Origin of the sequence: Streptomyces sp. NPDC050560, assembly GCF_044457285.1 — a bacterium.
Classification (GTDB): domain Bacteria; phylum Actinomycetota; class Actinomycetes; order Streptomycetales; family Streptomycetaceae; genus Streptomyces.
This window is the reverse complement of sequence record NZ_JBITGT010000016.1, coordinates 109,667-128,989: the sequence shown is the minus strand read 5'-3', so window position 1 is coordinate 128,989 and position 19,323 is coordinate 109,667. Positions and strand designations below refer to the sequence as shown.

General features: G+C 71.2%; 15 protein-coding genes. 3 read left to right on the top strand and 12 right to left on the bottom strand.

From position 1 onward, the window contains the following. Positions 1–31: 31 nt before the first annotated feature. The 3 genes from ACIBIW_RS30840 to rimP form a co-directional block, all read right to left on the bottom strand. Positions 32–322: a YlxR family protein gene (locus ACIBIW_RS30840; protein ID WP_399340877.1), complete on the bottom strand. Its 291-nt coding sequence runs from the start codon at positions 320–322 to the stop codon at positions 32–34. Between the two features lie 127 nt (positions 323–449). Further along, positions 450–1,442, bottom strand: coding sequence for a transcription termination factor NusA (nusA, locus tag ACIBIW_RS30835; protein ID WP_399340783.1), 993 nt, complete (start codon positions 1,440–1,442; stop codon positions 450–452). A 2-nt stretch (positions 1,443–1,444) separates the two neighbouring features. After that, a complete protein-coding gene (gene rimP / locus ACIBIW_RS30830; RefSeq protein ID WP_399340781.1) occupies positions 1,445–1,993 on the bottom strand; it encodes a ribosome maturation factor RimP in 549 nt (182 codons plus the stop codon). A 670-nt stretch (positions 1,994–2,663) separates the two neighbouring features. Here rimP and ACIBIW_RS30825 point away from each other — a divergent pair. The 3 genes from ACIBIW_RS30825 (at position 2,664) to ACIBIW_RS30815 (ending at position 4,888) form a co-directional block, all read left to right on the top strand. Next, a complete protein-coding gene (locus ACIBIW_RS30825) occupies positions 2,664–3,023 on the top strand; it encodes a hypothetical protein (protein WP_399340780.1) in 360 nt (119 codons plus the stop codon). Then, positions 3,020–3,526, top strand: a complete 507-nt coding sequence (locus ACIBIW_RS30820) for a ferritin-like domain-containing protein (protein WP_399340779.1) — start codon at positions 3,020–3,022, stop codon at positions 3,524–3,526. The genes ACIBIW_RS30825 and ACIBIW_RS30820 overlap by 4 nt, the downstream gene beginning before the upstream one ends. 369 nt (positions 3,527–3,895) lie before the next feature. Continuing rightward, positions 3,896–4,888, top strand: a complete 993-nt coding sequence (locus ACIBIW_RS30815; RefSeq protein WP_399340778.1) for an aminoglycoside phosphotransferase family protein — start codon at positions 3,896–3,898, stop codon at positions 4,886–4,888. 342 nt (positions 4,889–5,230) lie between these two features. Here ACIBIW_RS30815 and ACIBIW_RS30810 read toward each other — a convergent pair whose 3' ends face one another. The 9 genes from ACIBIW_RS30810 to ACIBIW_RS30770 all read right to left on the bottom strand — a co-directional run bounded on the left by ACIBIW_RS30810 (position 5,231) and on the right by ACIBIW_RS30770 (position 18,881). Next, positions 5,231–6,928, bottom strand: coding sequence for a proline--tRNA ligase (locus ACIBIW_RS30810; protein ID WP_399340776.1), 1,698 nt, complete (start codon positions 6,926–6,928; stop codon positions 5,231–5,233). 76 nt (positions 6,929–7,004) lie between these two features. Then, the gene (locus ACIBIW_RS30805; protein WP_399340773.1) at positions 7,005–7,577 is read right to left on the bottom strand and encodes a GNAT family N-acetyltransferase; all 573 of its coding nucleotides are present in this window, start codon (positions 7,575–7,577) and stop codon (positions 7,005–7,007) included. Between the two features lie 140 nt (positions 7,578–7,717). Next, positions 7,718–8,566, bottom strand: coding sequence for a GNAT family N-acetyltransferase (locus ACIBIW_RS30800; protein WP_399340770.1), 849 nt, complete (start codon positions 8,564–8,566; stop codon positions 7,718–7,720). A gap of 460 nt (positions 8,567–9,026) precedes the next feature. Next, positions 9,027–10,181: a flavodoxin-dependent (E)-4-hydroxy-3-methylbut-2-enyl-diphosphate synthase gene (ispG, locus tag ACIBIW_RS30795; RefSeq protein ID WP_399340768.1), complete on the bottom strand. Its 1,155-nt coding sequence runs from the start codon at positions 10,179–10,181 to the stop codon at positions 9,027–9,029. A 161-nt stretch (positions 10,182–10,342) separates the two neighbouring features. Next, positions 10,343–11,644: a M50 family metallopeptidase gene (locus ACIBIW_RS30790; RefSeq protein WP_399340766.1), complete on the bottom strand. Its 1,302-nt coding sequence runs from the start codon at positions 11,642–11,644 to the stop codon at positions 10,343–10,345. After that, positions 11,641–12,903: a 1-deoxy-D-xylulose-5-phosphate reductoisomerase gene (gene dxr, locus ACIBIW_RS30785; protein WP_399340764.1), complete on the bottom strand. Its 1,263-nt coding sequence runs from the start codon at positions 12,901–12,903 to the stop codon at positions 11,641–11,643. The genes ACIBIW_RS30790 and dxr overlap by 4 nt, the downstream gene beginning before the upstream one ends. Positions 12,904–13,230: 327 nt before the next feature. Next, positions 13,231–15,177, bottom strand: a complete 1,947-nt coding sequence (locus tag ACIBIW_RS30780; RefSeq protein ID WP_399340762.1) for an acyl-CoA dehydrogenase family protein — start codon at positions 15,175–15,177, stop codon at positions 13,231–13,233. 376 nt (positions 15,178–15,553) lie between these two features. Further along, a complete protein-coding gene (locus tag ACIBIW_RS30775) occupies positions 15,554–16,999 on the bottom strand; it encodes an aldehyde dehydrogenase family protein (protein WP_399340761.1) in 1,446 nt (481 codons plus the stop codon). Between the two features lie 220 nt (positions 17,000–17,219). After that, the gene (locus tag ACIBIW_RS30770; protein WP_399340759.1) at positions 17,220–18,881 is read right to left on the bottom strand and encodes a PucR family transcriptional regulator; all 1,662 of its coding nucleotides are present in this window, start codon (positions 18,879–18,881) and stop codon (positions 17,220–17,222) included. Positions 18,882–19,323 lie beyond the last annotated feature (442 nt).

The window sequence follows — 19,323 nt, the reverse complement described above, 5'->3', positions numbered from 1 at the left end:
CTACGCCGCGCGGGGTTCCGCACGGCGCGTCTTACGGTGTTGCCTGCTGGGACCTGTCCTCGACAGCCTGTCGCAGCGCCTCGGTGCCGGGCTGCGACCGGACACGAAAGGCCCGAGCGAAGGCCCGACGGCGCACCGCCAGGTCGAGACAGACCAGAACCGGGTGTACATACGCACCCCGGCCGGGCAGCGTACCGCGATGATCGGGGACGCACGCATCCCCTTCCATCACGATCCGCAACAGATCGCTCTTGGCCGCCCGCTTCCGGCATCCCACACAGGTTCGTTCTGGGCATGCGCGGGCTCGCGTCCGGCCAGACATGTTCAAGTCTACCTCCCCGTACCGACCTCACCCCTCCGGGGCAGAAATCGAACGGCTGTCGTGCTGATCTCGACCGTGACGCGCCCGTGGCTCCGGGCGGTCCGTGTACGTGCGTGGCGGGCGCAGGTCAGGCCGGTTCTGGCGGCTGCTCCGTGTCGGGGCGGATGTCGATGCGCCAGCCGGTCAGACGGGCGGCGAGGCGGGCGTTCTGCCCTTCTTTGCCGATCGCCAACGACAACTGGTAGTCGGGGACCGTCACGCGCGCGGAGCGGGCCGCGAGGTCGACGATCTCGACCTTGGCGACCCGCGCGGGCGAGAGGGCGTTGGCGACCATCTCGGCGGGGTCCTCGGACCAGTCGACGATGTCGATCTTCTCGCCGTTCAGCTCGCCCATCACGTTGCGCACCCGGCCGCCCATGGGGCCGATGCAGGCGCCCTTGGCGTTGAGCCCTGACCGCACGGAGCGCACGGCGATCTTGGTCCGGTGGCCCGCTTCGCGCGCGATGGCGGCGATCTCCACGGAGCCGTCCGCGATCTCCGGCACTTCGAGGGAGAAGAGCTTCTTCACCAGATTGGGGTGGGTGCGCGAGAGGGTCACGGAGGGCCCCCTGACGCCCTTGGCGACCCGTACGACGTACGAACGCAGCCGCATACCGTGCGGATACGTCTCACCCGGCACCTGCTCCTGGACGGGCAGGATGGCCTCAAGGCGGCCGATGTCGACGAGGACGTTCTTGGGGTCGCGGCCCTGCTGGACGACGCCGGTGACGATGTCGCCCTCGCGTCCGGCGTACTCGCCGAGCGTCGCGTCGTCCTCGGCGTCCCGCAGGCGCTGGAGGATGACCTGCTTCGCGGTCGTCGCGGCGATACGGCCGAAACCGGACGGCGTGTCGTCGAACTCCCGGGCCTCCTGGCCCTCCTCCAGGTCGTCCGGGTCCTCCTTCGCCCAGACCGTCACGTGACCGCTGTCGCGGCTCAGCTCCACGCGCGCGTGGCGGCGGCTGCCCTCCGTGCGGTGGTAGGCGATGAGGAGGGCCGACTCGATGGCCTCGACCAGCAGGTCGAAGGAGATCTCCTTCTCCCGGACCAAGCCCCTCAGAGCACTCATGTCGATATCCACGGCTACGCCTCCTCTGCGTTCTCGGCAGCCTTCGCCGGAGGCGCGGTACCGGTGTCCTTGCGGTTGAACTCGATCTCGACCCTGGCCTTGTCGATGTCCGCGAACTCCAGCCTGCGGCCGGTGGGCTTGCGGCCCTTGACGCCGGGCACCTCAAGGTCGAGCCCGTCGCCGTCCACGGCGGTGATCCGCGCGGTGAGTTCGGCAGCGCCCTCACGCGCGGCGGCGTCTGCGGTGAGTCTGAACTTCACCAGCCGCCCTCGTGCGCGCCGGTAGTGGCGGTGCTCGGTGAGCGGCCGGTCGGCGCCCGGCGACGTCACCTCCAGCACGTACTCGCCGTCGCCCATGGCGTCCGCCTCGTCGAGGCTGTCGGAGATCTCCCTGCTCAGCTCGGCGCAGGTGTCGAGCTGCACGCCTTCGTCCGAGTCCACGACGACACGCAGTACACGGCGCCTGCCGGCCGGGGTCACGGTGATCTCTTCGAGGTCAAGGTCCCTGGAGCCCACGACTGGCTCCAGCAGTGCTCGCAGCCTCTCGCTCTGGGTGGTGCTCATCCGGGTGACTCCTCGGCCGCGTGTGCTGTTGTAGAAGGTCGTGTATCAGGTCGGCTCAAAGCCTATCCGGTCCCCGGGGGTGTTGCGGTCCACGCACTGGTGCGCGGAGGCCCCAGGTCGGCGGCGCCGTCCACGCCGATCGCCGTACGCGCGTGTCGCCGACACGCGCGTATTCGCGTCCGCGGGGGCGTGGGGCCGCGACGGTGACGGAGAGTTCACAGGTACGGTGATCAAGGCTTCCGTTTCTGTCCGTTCTCCCCGCCACTTTCGATCGCAACTCGTCGGCATTTCCTTCGGGGTCAATGTCGATCATTACCGGTCATTGGCGGTCCGCAATGCTTTTGTGTCCGAACGAAGCGTCCGTCGTTCCGTTCTCTTTCTCCCTCCTATCCCATCCGCCCCGTCTCATCCGGTCCGGTCCGTTCCCCCGTCTTCGGTCGTCTTCCAGCCCGTCGTCGCGCAAGCATCCCCTCAAGGACGTCCTGTGGCCCTGTCCCCGTCGTCGCGAGCCCCGTCCGGGCCCGGCAGAAGAACACTCCTCCTCGGCGCCGGGGGCACCGGCGCCGCGCTGCTGACCGGCTGCACCCAGGACGACAGCCCTTCCGGGCGGTCCGCGACGTCCCCCGCGGACAGCCGGGCACGCGCCCGTGCCGCTCACGACAGTGCGGACATGACGGCCCGGTACGACGCGGTGGTCACCGCGCACCCCGCCCTGGCGGACCGGCTCGCGCCGCTGCGCGCGGCGACGGTGCGGCACACGCGCGCCTTCGGAGCGCCTGGGCGCTCTCCTTCCGGCTCCCCCCGCGCCGCGACGTCGACGCCACACGGCGCCCCGTCGACGGGCGCCGCCGTGCACGTACCGGACGACGAGAAGGGCGCGCGCACCATGCTCGCCGACGCGGAGCGCTCCCTCGCGGACCGTCGGGCGACGCAGCTTCTCAAGGTGTCCGGTGAACTGGCCCGGCTGCTCGCCTCGGTCAGCGCGGCCGGAGCGGCCCACGTGTATCTGCTGACGGAGGACGGCGCGTGACGGACGACGACAAGGGCGGGAAGGACAGAGAGGACGGCGAGGGCGAGGTGGTGCGCGCGGTGCAGGCCGCCCTGGCCGCCGAGCACGCCGCCGTCTACGGCTACGGGGTGGTCGGCGCCAAGGCGGGCGACGCACGGCGCGACGCGGCGCAGGCGGGCTACGACGCGCACCGGTCGCGCCGCGACGCGCTGGCGAGGACGGCGCGGGACCTGGGCGCCGTGCCGCGCGCGGCCGCCGCGGGCTACGCGCTGCCGTTCAAGGTGACCGACGCCGCTTCTGCGGCCCGGCTCGCCGCCGAACTTGAGGACGGCGTCGCGGGCGCGTACTCCGACCTCGTGCGGGCGGCCACCGGGGAACGCCGCCGCTCGGCCGCCGACGCACTGCGGGAGGCGGCGGTGCGCGCGGCGCGTTGGCGCGGCTCGGGCGTAGCCTTCCCGGGGCTCGCGGAACGCTCGGGTGACGACGTGGCGGGCGGCGCGACGGCGGCACAGCCGGGGACGTAGCGGGACGGGGCTGCGGGGGCGTAGCGACGGTAGGGCGGGCGGCGCTGGGCGGCGGCAGGACGGAGCCGCCTGCCGCTCCGTGCGGCGTGAGTATGTCGCGATATAGCGGGTGCGAGGGACGTAGCGGGGACGGTGCGGGCCGCGGGCGACGTAGCGCGATGTGGGGAGGCAGTGCCACTACGTGGGTCGCTTCGTGGCACGTAGCGGCGTCGCGGAGCACGTAGCCGCTAGGGGGCGTCGCCCGCGCCGCAGGGAAGGTGCCGCGGTGCGGTGACACGGTCGGCGACGCGCGGAAGGCCGAGACCGCTGTCAGACGGGCGTCGGCTCGGTGCTGTAGTGGTGGGCACTCACGGAAGGGAACCGCAACGCATGGCTTTCGAACCGCCGCCGCGCCTGGCCCGGGCGCTGGACGAGGCTCGGTGGACCGGGGGCGAAGGCTTGCCGGGGGCGACGTCTCCCGCCGATGCGGGTGCCCAGGAGCATGGCGACGGCGCCGCCTGGCTGGCCGCCCTGCCCACGCTGCTCCCGGAGGCCGCCGACCGTCGGAACGTCGCCGTCGAGCGCGTGCACGCTCCCGGCGGACGCAGCAGCGTGGTCGCCCTGGTGCGCGGCGCCGACGGCTCCCCCGCGGTGCTGAAGCTGGCGCCCGACGCCGCCCGTCCCGGAGACGAGCGCGCGGCACTCGCGCACTGGGCAGGCGTGGGCGCCGTACGGCTGCTGGACTCCGCGGACGGCGGCGACGTGGCGGGCGACGGCGCGATGCTGCTGGAGCGGCTACGTCCCGACGTGTCGCTGCGTTCGCTGCCCGAGAGCCGCTCCGTGCTGGAGGCCGCAGAAACGGTAAGGCGGCTCTGGGTCGCCCCGCCGGCGCACAGCGTGTTCGAGACGGTGACGGAGCGGACGGAGCGCCAGGCCGCGGCGATGCGGGCCGCGCTGGCGGTGGACGGCGTGCGCGACGTACCGGGCGCCGATGCCCTGGCCGACGCCGCGCTGGAGGCCCACGCGTGGCTCACGGCGACGTCGCCCGCGCAGCGGCTGCTGCACGGAACGTTCCGGCAGAGCAAGGTCCTGGCCGCCGACCGCGTGCCATGGCTCGCCGTGGGGCCCGACCCCGTCGTCGGCGAGTGCGCCTTCGACCTGGCGCGCCTGGTCCGTGACCGCGCCGAGGACCTGATCGCCTCGCCCTCGGGCGCCTCGGTGGCACGCCGCCGGGTGCGACGCCTCGCCGAGTCCCTGGAACTGGACGCGGAGCGCGTACGGGGCTGGACGCTGTTCCGCGCCGTCGAGTCCGCGCTGCGCGCCCTGCGCACGGGCCGCAGCCAGGACGGCGAACTGCTCCTGGAGTACGCGGCGTGGCTGTGACGGGCCATGCCCTGCTCGGCTGCGTGGCGCCCGGCAACGGCGGCGCAGCTCCGCGACGTGGCACCGTGCCGTCCGGCACGCTCTCACGCGACGTGTGGCCTCTGAAACCCGCTCCGTCGACGCTACGTGCCGCGTAGCGGGCGCCACGCAGCACGTAGCGTCGGGCGACGTAGCCAGGGCACTACGTAGCCCCGCCCAGCCACTCCGCACCGTTCCGGCTCCGTCCACACCCCCCGACCGCGGGCACGCGCACGCGGGCGCGCGCACGCGGGCGCGCGTGCCCGCCGACACGTAGCGGCAGGCAACGAACGCCAGACGACGGTGCAGAGTTCGGTCGGTGGCTCAGCCCGTGACCCTCGCGATGGCGTCCGCCACCGGCAGTTCCTCGCGCTCCCCGGTCCGCCGGTCCTTGAGTTCGACGACGCCGTCGCCCGCGCGGCGGCCGACGATCAGGATCGTGGGGACGCCGATGAGTTCCGCGTCGGTGAACTTGACCCCCGGGGAGACCCCGGCGCGGTCGTCGACGAGCACCCTGACTCCGGCCTCGCCCAGTTGCTCCGCGACGTCGAGCGCCAGCTCCGTCTGGAGCGCCTTGCCTGCGGCCACGACGTGCACGTCGGCGGGGGCGACCTCGCGCGGCCAGCACAGGCCCTGCTCGTCCGCCGTCTGCTCGGCGAGAGAGGCCACCGCGCGCGAGATGCCGATGCCGTACGAGCCCATGGTGACCCGCGCGGGCTTGCCGTTCTGGTCGAGGACGTCGAGTTGGAAGGCGTCCGCGTACTTGCGGCCGAGCTGGAAGATGTGGCCGATCTCGATGGCGCGGTCGAGGCGGAGCCCGGCGCCGCAGCGGGGGCAGGGGTCGCCCGTTTCGACAACCACGACGTCGAGGTACTGGTCGACGTCGAAGTCGCGGCCGCAGACGACGTTGCGCGCGTGCTTGTCGCGCTTGTTGGCGCCCGTGATCCAGGACGTGCCGGGGGCGACGCGCGGGTCGGCGAGGTAGCGCACCTTCTCGAGGCCCTGGGGGCCCACGTAGCCGCGTACCAGGTCGGGGCGGTCCTCGAAGTCCTCGGCGGTGACGAGTTCGACGACGGCGGGCGCCAGGTGCTCCCCGAGCTTGCCGAGGTCGACCTCGCGGTCGCCGGGGACTCCGACGGCGGTGATCTCCCCGTCGACCTTCACCAGGAGGTTCTTGAGGGTCGCGGACGCGGGCACGCCGAGATGGCCGGCGAGGGACTCGATGGTCGGCGTGTCGGGGGTGTCCAGCTCCTCCACGGGCCCGTGGGCCGCCGCGTCGGCGGCGGGGGGCGCGGTGAAGGTGACGGCCTCGGTGTTCGCGGCGTAGTCGCACGCGGAGCAGTGCACGAAGGTGTCCTCACCGGCGGCGGCGGGGGCGAGGAACTCCTCGGACGCGGAGCCGCCCATGGCGCCGGAGACGGCGGACACGATGCGGTAGTCGAGGCCGAGCCGCCGGAAGATCTTCTGGTACGCCTCGCGGTGCAGCGCGTAGGAGGCGGCGAGGCCCTCGTCCGTGGTGTCGAACGAGTACGAGTCCTTCATCTGGAACTCGCGCCCGCGCAGCACTCCGGCCCGGGGGCGCGCCTCGTCCCGGTACTTGGTCTGGATCTGGTAGAGGATGACCGGCAGGTCCTTGTACGACGTGCACTGGTCCTTGACGACCTGGGTGAAGATCTCCTCGTGCGTGGGTCCGAGGAGGTAGTCGCCGCCCTTGCGGTCCTTCACCCGGAACAGCAGGTCCCCGTACTCGTCCCAGCGCCCCGAGGTCTCGTAGGGCTCCCTGGGCAGCAGGGCGGGCAGCAGGACCTCCTGGGCGCCGATGGCGTCCATCTCCTCGCGGACGATGCGCGAGACGTTGTCGAAGACCTTCTTGCCGAGGGGGAGCCAGCTCCAGAGCCCGGCGGCGTTGCGCCGTACGTAGCCCGCGCGGACCAGCAGCTTGTGGTTCACCGTCTCGGCGTCCGCCGGGTCGTCGCGCAGCGTCTTGGCCATCAGACGGGACATGCGCTGGACGTGGGCCATGGTGAACTCCTGCGGGGATCGGGTGTGGCAGGAGATTAGCCCGGCTGAGCACACGCGCGGAAATCGATAAGGGGCCTCAGGGACGGCGCAGGGGCAACGGTGCGCCCATGACGGCATAGGCGCGCGGGGCGCTCGGAAACTGCACCTGTAGCGCGAGGTCCTGGTAGCCGAGGGAGCGGTAAAGGCCGCGGGCTGGGCTCTCGATGTCGATGGCCGAGAGGATCGAGCGGGGCTCTTCGGCGCTGTCGGTGATCGTGGTGATCAGGGCGCGGCCGACGCCGCGGTTCTGGTAGCGCGGCAGGACGTGCAGTTCGGTGATGACGAACGAGTCGTCCAGCCAGCCGCTCTGCCCGCGCGTGTACAGGTAGGGCTCGACGACGGTGGACCACCAGTGGGCGCGGCTGTTCGGCATGCCGTAGACGAAGCCGACGAGTCGGCCGTCGTCGCGGGTGGCGCCCAGGGCGCGGGCGCCCGGGTAGGTGATATGGCGCAACACGATCTGCCTGCGCACGCTGATCTCGTCGTCGGTGAGGCCGAAGGCGAGGGCCTGTACGGCCAGCGCGTCGTCCACGCGTGCGGCCAGGTCGAGGGGGCCGATCAGCACGTTGTCGTCGGGCGCGTGGGCCGAGCGGCCGGGGATGCGCAGCATGTCGGCGAGACTACCCCTCCGTGGTGGGCGGGCCCGAGGGATCTTCGGCTATTGGTTCGAATGGTCCGAAGCGTCCTGGAAACCGGAGCCGTAGAAGACGGAACGCGCTTTATACGGGCGCGGGCCCGCGGCGGGGAGTGTCAGAAGAGGACGCTCATGAACGCGCCGTGTTCCTGGAACCCGACGCGGCGGTAGGCGGCCCTGGCGGGGGTGTTGAAGTCGTTCACGTAGAGGCTGGCGACGGGGGCTATGTCCGCGAAGATGTAGCGCAGGACGGCGGCCATTCCGGGTGCGGCGAGGCCTTGGCCGCGGTACTCGGGGGCGACCCAGACGCCCTGGATCTGGCAGGCGCGGTCGGTGGCGGCGCCGACCTCGGCCTTGAAGACGACGTTGCCGTTCTGGTCGAGGCGGGCGAAGGAGCGGCCCGCCGAGACAAGCTCGGCGACGCGTGCCTGGTAGAGCAGCCCGCCGTCGCCCGCGAGGGGCGAGACGCCGACCTCCTCGGTGAACATCGCCACGCAGGCCGGCATGATCGCCTCGATCTCGTCCCTGCGGATACGGCGCACGTACGGGTCGGGGGCGACGTCGCCGGGAAGCCGGTCGGTGACCATGAGGGGCTGGCGCGCGCGGACCTCCCTCGCGGGGCCCCAGGTGGGCTCCAGGAGCCGCCAGAGGCGTGCTGTGGACTCCGCGGGGCCGACAATGGAGGAACAGCGCCGTCCCGCCCTCCTGGCCCGGTCCGCGAAGGCGCGTACGGCCTCCGGTGAGGCGCAGATCGGTACGAGGTTGGCGCCCGCGTAGCACAGCGACTGCAGGACTCCGTCCGCGTACCAGCCCCACATCTCCCCGCCGAGCCGCCAGGGGTCCAGCCCCGCGACCTGGACACGGGACGCCACAAAGGCATTGGCCACGGGCTCACGGTCGAGTACCGCGAGAGCGGCGGAGAGGTCGCTCGGTTCGAGGACCCTGGTGGTCGTCTGAGTCAACACGTTGGGCGAGCCCTCACCATACGGTCTGCTGGTCTCCGCACTGTACCTGTCGATTCTTCAGTACGCCGCCCGGTTCAGGGGGCGGAACGGTGCGGGCGGAGCGCTCACGACGGAGCGGAGCCGAGCACACACGTAGCGACGTCCCGGGGCGCTACGTCACCGCCACGGTGCGCCCGCCACGCGCGACGTCGGCGCGGTCCGACGCCCGCTACGTCGCCATCACGCGATATAGCGCGACGCGGCACGGCGACGTGCGCGACGTAGAACGGCGCCCGGCACTCGACCACCCACGCACGGCTCGCGCCCCACGCCAACGCGGCGAGCACGCCACCACGCTCCAAAAATCGAGGACGAATTCATACGAGAATAAGCATGTCGAAGAAATGCCACCCACGAAACAGCAATGCCCCTCACCGGTCGACACAACCGATGAGGGGCGATTCGCCCTGAAGCCACAAACTCAGCTGACGGAGACCTCAGGTTCGCCGGAGGCGACGCCGTCCTTCTCCATCTGCTCCGCGATCTTCATCGCCTCGTCGATCAACGTCTCCACGATCTTCGACTCCGGCACCGTCCGCACCACCTCACCCTTCACAAAAATCTGCCCCTTCCCATTACCCGACGCCACCCCCAGATCAGCCTCCCGCGCCTCCCCCGGACCATTCACCACACACCCCATCACCGCAACCCGCAACGGAACCTCCATCCCCTCAAGACCCGCCGTCACCTCATCCGCCAACCGGTACACATCCACCTGCGCCCGCCCACACGAAGGACACGACACAATCTCCAGACCCCGCTGCCGCAACCCCAACGACTCCAGAATCTGCGCCCCCACCTTCACCTCCTCCACCGGAGGAGCCGACAACGACACCCGAATCGTGTCCCCGATCCCCTCCGACAACAACGCACCAAACGCCACCGCCGACTTCACCGTCCCCTGAAACGCAGGACCCGCCTCCGTCACCCCCAGATGCAACGGATAATCACACGCCCGCGCCAACTGCCGATACGCATTCACCATCACCACAGGATCATTGTGCTTCACCGAGATCTTGATATCCCGGAAACCATGCTCCTCGAACAACGACGCCTCCCACAACGCCGACTCCACCAACGCCTCAGGCGTCGCCCGCCCATACTTCTCCAACAACCGCCTGTCCAACGACCCCGCGTTCACCCCGATACGAATCGGCGTCCCCGCCCCCGCCGCCGCCCCCGCAATCTCACGCACCTTGTCGTCAAACTGCTTGATATTCCCCGGATTCACCCGCACCGCCGCACAACCCGCATCAATCGCCGCAAACACATACTTCGGCTGGAAATGAATATCCGCAATCACCGGAATCTGCGACTTCCGCGCAATCACCGGCAACGCGTCCGCATCATCCTGCGTCGGACACGCCACCCGCACGATCTGGCACCCCGCCGCCGTCAACTCCGCGATCTGCTGCAACGTCGCACCCACATCCGACGTCCGCGTCGTCGTCATCGACTGCACCGACACCGGCGCATCCCCACCCACCGCCACAGAACCCACCTGGATCCGACGGCTCCTGCGCCGCTCGGCGAGCTTGATCGGTACGGTCGGCATACCGAGAGAAATCGCAGTCATCTGCTGTGCATCCCCAAGATCTGGACGGTGTCCCGTCGTCGGCGGGCTCGGGTTTCGAGATTACGTCACCGGCCGCCGGGCGGACGCGACCCGGTCCCGATTGCCCCCATCGGAGTCGGCCGGGCACCCCACGGTGCCCGGCCTGGGTGAATCGCCGGTTGTCAGGAGATTCTGACGGGGTTAACGACGTCCGCGATCAGGACAAGGATCGTGAAGCAGATGAAGATCCCGGCGACCACATACGCGACCGGCATGAGCTTGGCGACGTCGAACGGGCCCGGGTCGGGGCGGCGGAACACGCGCGCGGTATGCCGCCGGACGGCCTCCCAGAGGGCGCCCGCGATATGGCCGCCGTCGAGCGGCAGCAGCGGCAGCATGTTGAACAGGAACAACGACAGGTTGAAGCCCGCGACCAGGAACAGCATCATCGCGATCTGGTTCTCGGGCGGAATGTCGAGGTTGAACACCTGTCCCCCGACGCGGGCGGCGCCGACCACGCCCATCGGCGAGTCGGGCTGGCGCGGCGCGTCGTGGAACGCGGAGTCCCACAGTGCGGGGATCTTCGACGGCAGGTCGACGAAGGACTCGAAGCCCGACTCGATCATGTCGCCCATGCGGTCGAAGGACTCTCCGAACGACTGCCTCACGATGCCGTAGGCGGGGTTGAAGCCGAGGAAGCCGGCGGTGACGTACTGGCCGTCGACGTACTCGCCGTCGCTGTCGGTCTTGTTGACCTGGTTCTTGATGAGCGTCGCGTGCAGGTCCTTCTGGGCGCCGTCGCGGTCCACGGTGATGGTGGCGGGGCCGATGGTGTCGCGGATGGTGTCCTGGAGTTGGTTCCAGTTGCGCATCGGCTTGCCGTCTATGGCGACGATCTTGTCGCCTGGTTCGAGTCCTGCCGCCTTGGCGGGGGTGGGAGCGTCGCCCTTGCGGCAGGTGTCGCGCTGCTCGCTCTGGTGGATGACGCAGTCGGAGACCTTGCCGACCGACGTGGTCTGGGTCTGGACGCCGAACGTCATCATGACGCCGAAGAAGACCGCGACGGCGAGGATGAGGTTCATGAAGGGGCCCGCGAACATCACGATGACCCGTTTCCACGGCTTGCGCGTGTAGAAGAGGCGGGTCTCGTCGCCGGGCTCCAGCTCCTCGAACGCGGCCGATCGCGCGTCCTCGATCATGCCGCGCCAGGGCGACGTGGAGCGCGCCTCGATGCGGCCGTCGGGGCCGGGCGGGAACATGCCGATCATGCGGATGTAGCCGCCGAGCGGGATCAGTTTGACGCCGTACTCGGTGTCGCCCCGCTTGCGGGACCAGATGGTCTTGCCGAAGCCGACCATGTACTGCGGCACCCTGATGCCGAACATCTTGGCCGTGCTCAGGTGCCCCAGCTCGTGCCAGGCGATGGAGACCAGCAGTCCGAGGACGAAGACGACTATCCCGAGCAGGGTCATCAGTGCCGTCATGCGCGGGCCTCCGCGGTCGCCTTCGCCGTCAGTTCACGTGCCCGGGCGCGCGCCCAGGTCTCCGCTTCGAGGACGTCCGCGACGGTCAGTGAGGTTCCCGCGCGAGGCGTGCCGTGTTCCGCGACGACCTCGGTGACAGTCTCCATGATGCCGTTGAACGGCAGGACGCCGTTCAGGAACGCGTCCACGCACTCCTCGTTTGCGGCATTGAACACCGCGGGCGCGGTTCCCGCGAGCTGCCCCACGTGCCGCGCGAGTCCCACCGCCGGGAACGCCTCGTCGTCCAGCGGGAAGAACTCCCAGGACAGGGCCTTCGTCCAGTCGAACGCGGGCGCCGCGTCGGGCACGCGCTCCGGCCAGCCGAGTCCGATCGCGATCGGCCCCCGCATGTCCGGCGGCGTGGCCTGCGCCATGGTGGAGCCGTCGGTGAACTCCACCATGGAGTGCACGTACGACTGCGGGTGCACGACCACTTCGATGCGGTCGAACGGGATGTCGTACAGCAGGTGGGCCTCGATGACCTCAAGGCCCTTGTTGACGAGGGTGGCCGAGTTGACGGTGATGACCGGTCCCATGGCCCACGTGGGGTGGGCGAGCGCGTCCTCGGGGGTGACGTCGGCCAGATCGGCCTTGCTGCGGCCTCTGAAGGGCCCTCCTGAGGCCGTGACGAGCAGCTTGCGTACGTCGGCCCTGGTGCCGCTTGCGAGGGCCTGGAACAGCGCCGCGTGCTCGGAGTCGACCGGGATGATCTGGCCGGGCTTCGCCAGGGCCTTCACCAGCGGGCCGCCGACGATGAGCGATTCCTTGTTGGCGAGCGCGAGGCTGCGTCCGGCCCGTAGTGCCGCGAGGGTCGGAGCGAGGCCGATGGAGCCTGTGATGCCGTTGAGGACCGTGTGACAGGGGCTCTCTGCGAGCTGTGTGGCGGCTTCGGGGCCCGCGAGGATCTCCGGGATGGTGTCGTTCCGGCCGTACTGCGCGCGGAGCGCCTCGCGCAGCGCGTCCACCGCGTCGTGCCTGGCGACCGCCACCGTCTCGGCCCGGAGCCGGTGCGCCTGCTCGGCGAGCAGCCCCACCTTCCCGCCCGCTGCGGAGAGTCCGGTGACCCGGAAGCGGTCCGGGTTGCGCAGCACCAGGTCGATGGCCTGGGTGCCGATCGAACCTGTCGAACCGAGGATGACGATGTCCCGCGCGCCGTCGGCCGCCCCGTGTGGGGCGAAGGCGATATGCGGGTCTGCGAGCGGTGAGGGCCTGTCGGTCATCCCCCCATTGTTGCCGCTCCGTCTGTGCGCGTTGACAGGGCGCCCCGGACTTCCGCCATGAAGTGGGCGAACCGGGCCTCCTGGCCCCGTACGGCGCGGCTGGGGGCGACTCGGGACGCGGCGGAACGGGGCGGCGCGGGGTGCGGCGGGCGACGGTGCAGGAGCGCGTGGGACGGTGCGGCGTCGTCGGCCTCGTTCCGCGCACCGTTGTGCACCCCGTCACGCGACGTGCTCCGTGTTCCCGGTGCGGTCCGCCCCGATGCCGCCACGTCGCGCGGCCCGCCCGCTACGTCCTGAGCGGTCGGGCCATACGCGCGGGTGGTCAGGTCAGCGAATGGGACGGTGCACGTTCTCCGCCCGGGAGGGGCCGGGTTCGGCGTCGGCGATCCAGGGGCCCTCACCGCTGGGGTCGACGATGCCTTCCTCCAGCCATGTGTAGGCCCCGTCCATGACCTTCTTCACGACCTGGCGGTCCGTGCCGTCGGTGTTGGTCCACAGACGGGAGAACAACTCGTCGACGCGAATACGCGCCTGCCGGCAGAACGTGTCGGCGAGCTGGTACGCCTCGCGCCCGTGCTCGCCCGTGGTGCGCAGCATCTCCGCGCGGACGCAGGACGCGCTCATCGCGAAGAGTTCGGCGCCGATGTCCACGACGCGGCCGAGGAAGCCCTGCTTGGTCTCCATGCGGCCCTGCCAGCGCGACATGGCGTAGAAGGTCGAGCGGGCCAGTTTGCGCGCGGCACGCTCGACGTAGCGCAGGTGCCCGGCGAGGTCGGCGTGGCCCGCGGGGTGGAACTCCGCGAACGAGCCGGGGAGTTGGCCGGGCCCTGCGACGAGCTTCGGCAGCCAGCGTGCGTAGAAGCCACCGGCGCGCGCGCCCGCGCGTGCCTTGTCGCCGAGCGTCGTCTCGGGATCGATGAGGTCGCCCGCGACCGACAGGTGGGCGTCGACCGCCTCGCGGGCGATCATCAGATGCATGATCTCGGTGGAGCCCTCGAAGATGCGGTTGATCCTGAGGTCGCGGAGCAACTGCTCGACGGGGACGGGGCGCTCGCCCCTGGCCGCGAGGGACGCCGCGGTCTCGAAGCCGCGGCCGCCGCGGATCTGGACGAGTTCGTCGGCCATGAGCCACGCCATCTCGGAGCCGTAGAGCTTGGCGAGCGCGGCCTCGATGCGGATGTCGTTGCGGTCCTCGTCGGCCATCTGGGACGACAGGTCGAGTACGGCCTCGAGCGCGAAGGTGGTGGCCGCGATGAAGGAGATCTTGGCGCCGACGGCCTCGTGCCGCGCCAGGGGCCTGCCCCACTGCTCGCGGACCGCCGACCACTCCCTGGCGATCTTCAGGCACCACTTGCCCGCGCCCGCGCACATGGCGGGCAGGGACAGGCGTCCGGTGTTGAGGGTGGTCAGCGCGATCTTGAGACCCGCGCCCTCGGGGCCGATGCGGTTGGCGGCGGGCACCCGGACCCGGTGGAAGCGCGTGACGCCGTTTTCGATGCCGCGCAGCCCCATGAAGGCGTTGCGGTTCTCCACGGTGATGCCCTCGCTGCCAGCTTCGACCACGAAGGCGGTGATGCCGCCCTTGTGCCCCTCGGAGGCCGGCACGCGCGCCATGACCACCAGGAGGTCGGCGACGACGCCGTTGGTGGTCCAGAGCTTCACCCCGTCGAGGACGTAGTCGTCGCCGTCGGGTTCGGCGGTGGTGGCGAGGCGGGCCGGGTCGGAGCCGACGTCGGGCTCCGTCAGCAGGAAGGCGGAGATGTCGGTACGCGCGCAACGCGGCAGGAAGGCGTCCCTCTGCTCCTGCGAGCCGAAGAGCTTCAGCGGCTGCGGCACGCCGATCGACTGGTGCGCCGACAGCAGGGCGCCGATGGCGGGGCTCGCCGAACCGGCAAGCGCCAGCGCCTTGTTGTAGTACACCTGTGTGAGCCCAAGGCCGCCGTACTTGGTGTCGATCTTCATGCCGAGCGCGCCGAGGCCCTTGAGCCCCTTGATGACCTCGTCGGGGATGCGCGCCTCGCGCTCGATCAACGCCGAGTCCACCTGGTTCTCGCAGAAGTCGCGCAGGGCCTCCAGGAACGCCTCTCCGCGCCGTACGTCGTCGTCCGCGGGGAGCGGGTGCGGGTGGATGAGATCGAGCCGGAAACGCCCGAGGAACAGTTCCTTGGCGAAGCTCGGCTTGTGCCAGTCCTGCTCCCTGGCTTCCTCGGCGACCTTGCGGGCCTCGTGTTCGCTGACGGAGGGACGGGGCGTGGGGGTCGTGGGTGCGGACATAGTGCGTCACCTCGCCGCGACTGGGCTGTGGGAAGTCTTCCGGTCGACGGGTTACCGGCCGGTTGTACTCGGTCGTATGTACCCGCTTGCCGCGATTGCTATCAGCCCGGGGCCGTTCGGCGCAGCACCGCGCTCCCCCGCGTCCCGTCCTCCGGGGAAGCGCCGCCTCCCGCTACGTCGCACACCGTTCGCGTACAAAACGCGCGCGTATGGCGCCGGACGCACCGAAAGCGAGGGTCCCTGCCGCGACCGGGAACGGCCCGCGCGCATATGCCCGCAACACACTTTCAGGGGGCGCGCGATGAAAGTTCGTACGCCCCCTGAAGGAAGTGTTCGGAGCGGACCTGGCGCGGCGGGCAATGCGCGCGTTGTATGCCTACAGGTCGAGCCCAGTGAGCACCATGACGCGCTCGTACGTGTAGTCCGCCATGGCGAAGCGCACGCCCTCCCGCCCGACGCCGGACCGCTTCACGCCGCCGTAGGGCATCTGGTCCGCGCGGTACGAGGGCACGTCGCCGATCACGACGCCGCCGACCTCCAGCGCGCGGTGCGCCCGGAACGCCGCCTGCACGTCATGGGTGAAGACGCCCGCCTGGAGGCCGTACTTGGATTCGTTGACGGCCGCGAACGCCGCCTCCTCGCCCTCCGCGCGCGCGACGCTGACCACGGGCCCGAAGACCTCCTCGTGGGCCAGCGTGACACCGCCGGGGACGTCGGAGAGCACCGTGGGGGCGTACGCGGCACCGTCGCGCTTGCCGCCGGTGAGCACCGTGGCACCGGCGCCCGCCGCCTCGTCGACCCAGGATTCCACGCGCTGCGCCGCGTCCTCGCTGACGAGCGGGCCCACGTCGGTCGCGTCGTCGGCCGGGTCCCCGGTCACCTGCGCCTCCACGGCCCGTACGATGCGCGGCACCAGCCGGTCGTAGACGGAGGCGTCGGCGATCACCCGCTGCACGGAGATGCAGGACTGGCCGGCCTGGTAGTTGGAGAACGCCGCGATCCGCGACGCCGCGTGGTCGAGGTCGGCGTCGGAGGAGTAGTCGGCGAGGACGACGGCCGCGCCGTTGCCGCCGAGTTCGAGCGTGCAGTGCTTGCGCGGCACGGAGTCGAGGATGGCGAAGCCGACCTTGTCGGAGCCCGTGAAGGAGATCACCGGCAGGCGCTCGTCCTGGACGAGGGAGGGCATGCGGTCGTTCTCCACCGGGAGGATGGACCAGGCGCCCGCGGGCAGGTCGGTCTCGGAGAACAACTCCCCGAGCAGCATCGCCGACAGGGGCGTCGCGGGCGCGGGCTTGAGGACGATGGGCGCGCCCGCGGCGATGGCCGGCGCGATCTTGTGCGCACACAGGTTCAGCGGGAAGTTGAACGGCGCGATCCCGAGGACGACGCCCTTGGGGAAGCGCCGGGTGAAGGCGAGGCGCCCCGCGCCGCCGGGGTCGGTGTCCAGGCGCTGCCCGTCGCCGCCGTTGAAGCGGCGCGCCTCGTCCGCGGCGAAGCGGAACACCGAGATGGCGCGGCCGACCTCGCCGCGGGCCCACTTCATGGGCTTGCCGTTCTCCGCCGAGATCAGCGCGGCGATCTCCTCGGTGCGCTCCGCGATGCGCCGGGAGACGTGGTCGAGCGCCGTCGAGCGCACATGGGCCGGGGTGCGGGCGAACTCGTCGCGCACCGCGTACGCGGCCGCCACGGCCTCCTCGACCTGGGCGTCGGTGGGGATGGCCATCCGCCCGACCACACGCCCGTCCCAGGGGCTCGTGACATCGACGGTGCGCTCGCCGGTGGCCTGACGGCCTGCGAGCCAGAAGGCGTGGGTGGACGTCATTTCGGTGACCGGCCCTTCCGCGATGGGGTCTCTTGGCTCCCACCGTAGGGGCGACGCGCGGGGTGGTCGTTTGTCCGCCACGTAGCAGTCGGCCAGGCCGCTACTACAGATTGGCCGCCGTCACTCGGGCGGAGCAGCGTTGCCCCGCGGCATGCTGGCAACGGCGCTCTTCCCCAGGGGTACGGCGAGCGGCCTCCCGCGCGGTGTCCGCGTCGTGTGCCTACTCCGTGCCCGACGTCGCCTTCAGCGCCAGCCACAGCTCCATGCGAACGTCCGGGTCGTCGAGGGAGCGTCCGAGGATCTCCTCGACCCTGCGCATGCGGTAACGCAGCGTGTGCCGGTGCACCCCGAGATCGGCGGCAGCGGCGTCCCACTGGCCATGCCGGGACAGCCAGGCGCGCAACGACGCCACCAGGTCGCCGCGCCCCGTCGCGTCGTGCTCGCGCAGCGCGCGCAGCAGTCCGTCAGCGAAGGCCCGTACGGCGTCGTCGGCCAGCAGCGGCAGGACGGAGCCGGCCGCGACCTCCGCGTGCTCCACGAGCGCGCGTCCACGCCGCCGTGCCACGGAGAGCGCCTGCTGCGCCTGCTTGTACGCGGTGGTGGCGGCCACGGGGCCCGCCGGGGCGGAGCACCCCATGACGACGGCGAAGTCGCCGGCCTTCGCCGGATCGGACGCGACGCCGCGGGCCATCTCCAGCGCTTCGGCGTAACCCGCGCAGGCGTCGGCGGCGGCTCCCCCGTCGCCGACCAGCAGGACGAGCCGGCCTCCCTCGGGCACCGCGAGCACCGCCTCGCCCGACCGCGCGGCGGCCGACTCGACCACGTCGACGAGCGCCTCCAGCGGGTCGATGTTCACCGTGCCGCCTCCCGCGGGTCCGGCCACCGCCGACCTGCCGAGGCTCGGCGCCAGGACGTCCGCCAGCGCACGCGAGGCGGACGCGGCCGACGTCGCCTCGGCGATGACCATCCGGTACGGGGCGTCCAGCAGGCCGCCGTAGAGGTCGCCGGCGACGGCACGCGCGTGGTCCGGTTCGTTCGCGAGGAGCATGCGCAGCACGGCGGCGCCGATGCGCAGTTCCGCCGCGTGCAGGGAGCGCGAGCGTTCCATGGTGAGCGTGAGCAGCGAGATGGCGGCGTGCACGGCGTAGCGCTGCGCCGTGCCGAGGTTGGCCGCGGTGCCCACGGCGAGCGCCGCGCGCGGGCGCCGCCCGGTGCCGAGCGAGTGCAGTTCGACGCGGTCCTCCGTGCCCGCGACGACGGCGGCGGCCGGGGCGGGGCGCTCGCGCAGCCGCTCGACGTCCTCGGTGAGCCGTCCGGCCCTGCGCGTCGACCACTCCGGCGCGGTGGCCACGACGGCGCCCGACGCGTCGTAGAGCGCCGCCCAGCCGTCGACCTGGGTGGCGAGCGCGGAGAGCAGCCCTTCGGGCCCGGCGCCCAGCGCCTGCTTCGTCAGCTCACGCTGCGCCGCGAAGCCCGCCGTGACGGCGCGGTACTGCTCGGCGGCGATGGCGGCCGACACGGCCTTGCTGATCGCGAGGAACGGGGTGCGCCGCGGTACTTCGAGGAGCGGGAGCCCCTCCGTCGTCGCGGCGTCCACCAGCGCCTTGGGCACCTCTTTGTAATGCACCCCGACGGCGAACCCCAGACCCACGACACCGGCGCCCACGAGGCGCTTCACGTAGCGGGTCATCGCCTCGGGGTTCTCGGCGTCGAGTTTGAGGGCGGTGATCAACAGAAGTTCACCGCCCTCCATGTAGGGCACCGGGTCGGCGAGTTCGCTCGCGTGCGCCCAGCGCACTGCCCGGTCGAGGTGCTCCTCACCGGCGCGCACCGTCAGCCTGAGCGCGGAGTGGTGGACGAGCGAGGCGAGGGTGGGAGGCATGGGGCCTGGGCCTTCGGTCAGTGATGACGTGCGGGGCGGTCCAACGGATGCGTGCCATGGGCCTGGCGTGATGTCCCGGCGGCCTCAACGGCCACGGGGCTGGGTCGTGGGCTCGGGTCGGTACTGCGGACGACACGTCGGACCTGCGGAATCTTGCGCCGCGTGATCACTTGGCCGTCGCGTATGAACAGTCAATATCGATTCTGCCTCACTGTACGGTACGGGCACAGCATCAATCGGGCACAAACGGAATCGTCCGGCTCGGCGAACGCCGTACCACTGCGCCCTTGCGCCCCCCTGAGCGCGCGGGCGCTACGTGCCGCCGACGGGCGCTGTCACTCGCCGGTCACCCTCACCACGGCAGGACGTACCGACGTCGCAACAGATCGGCTCCACGCGCGCGGGCGCTACTCCCCCGCCACACGGCGACGTAGCGCTCCGT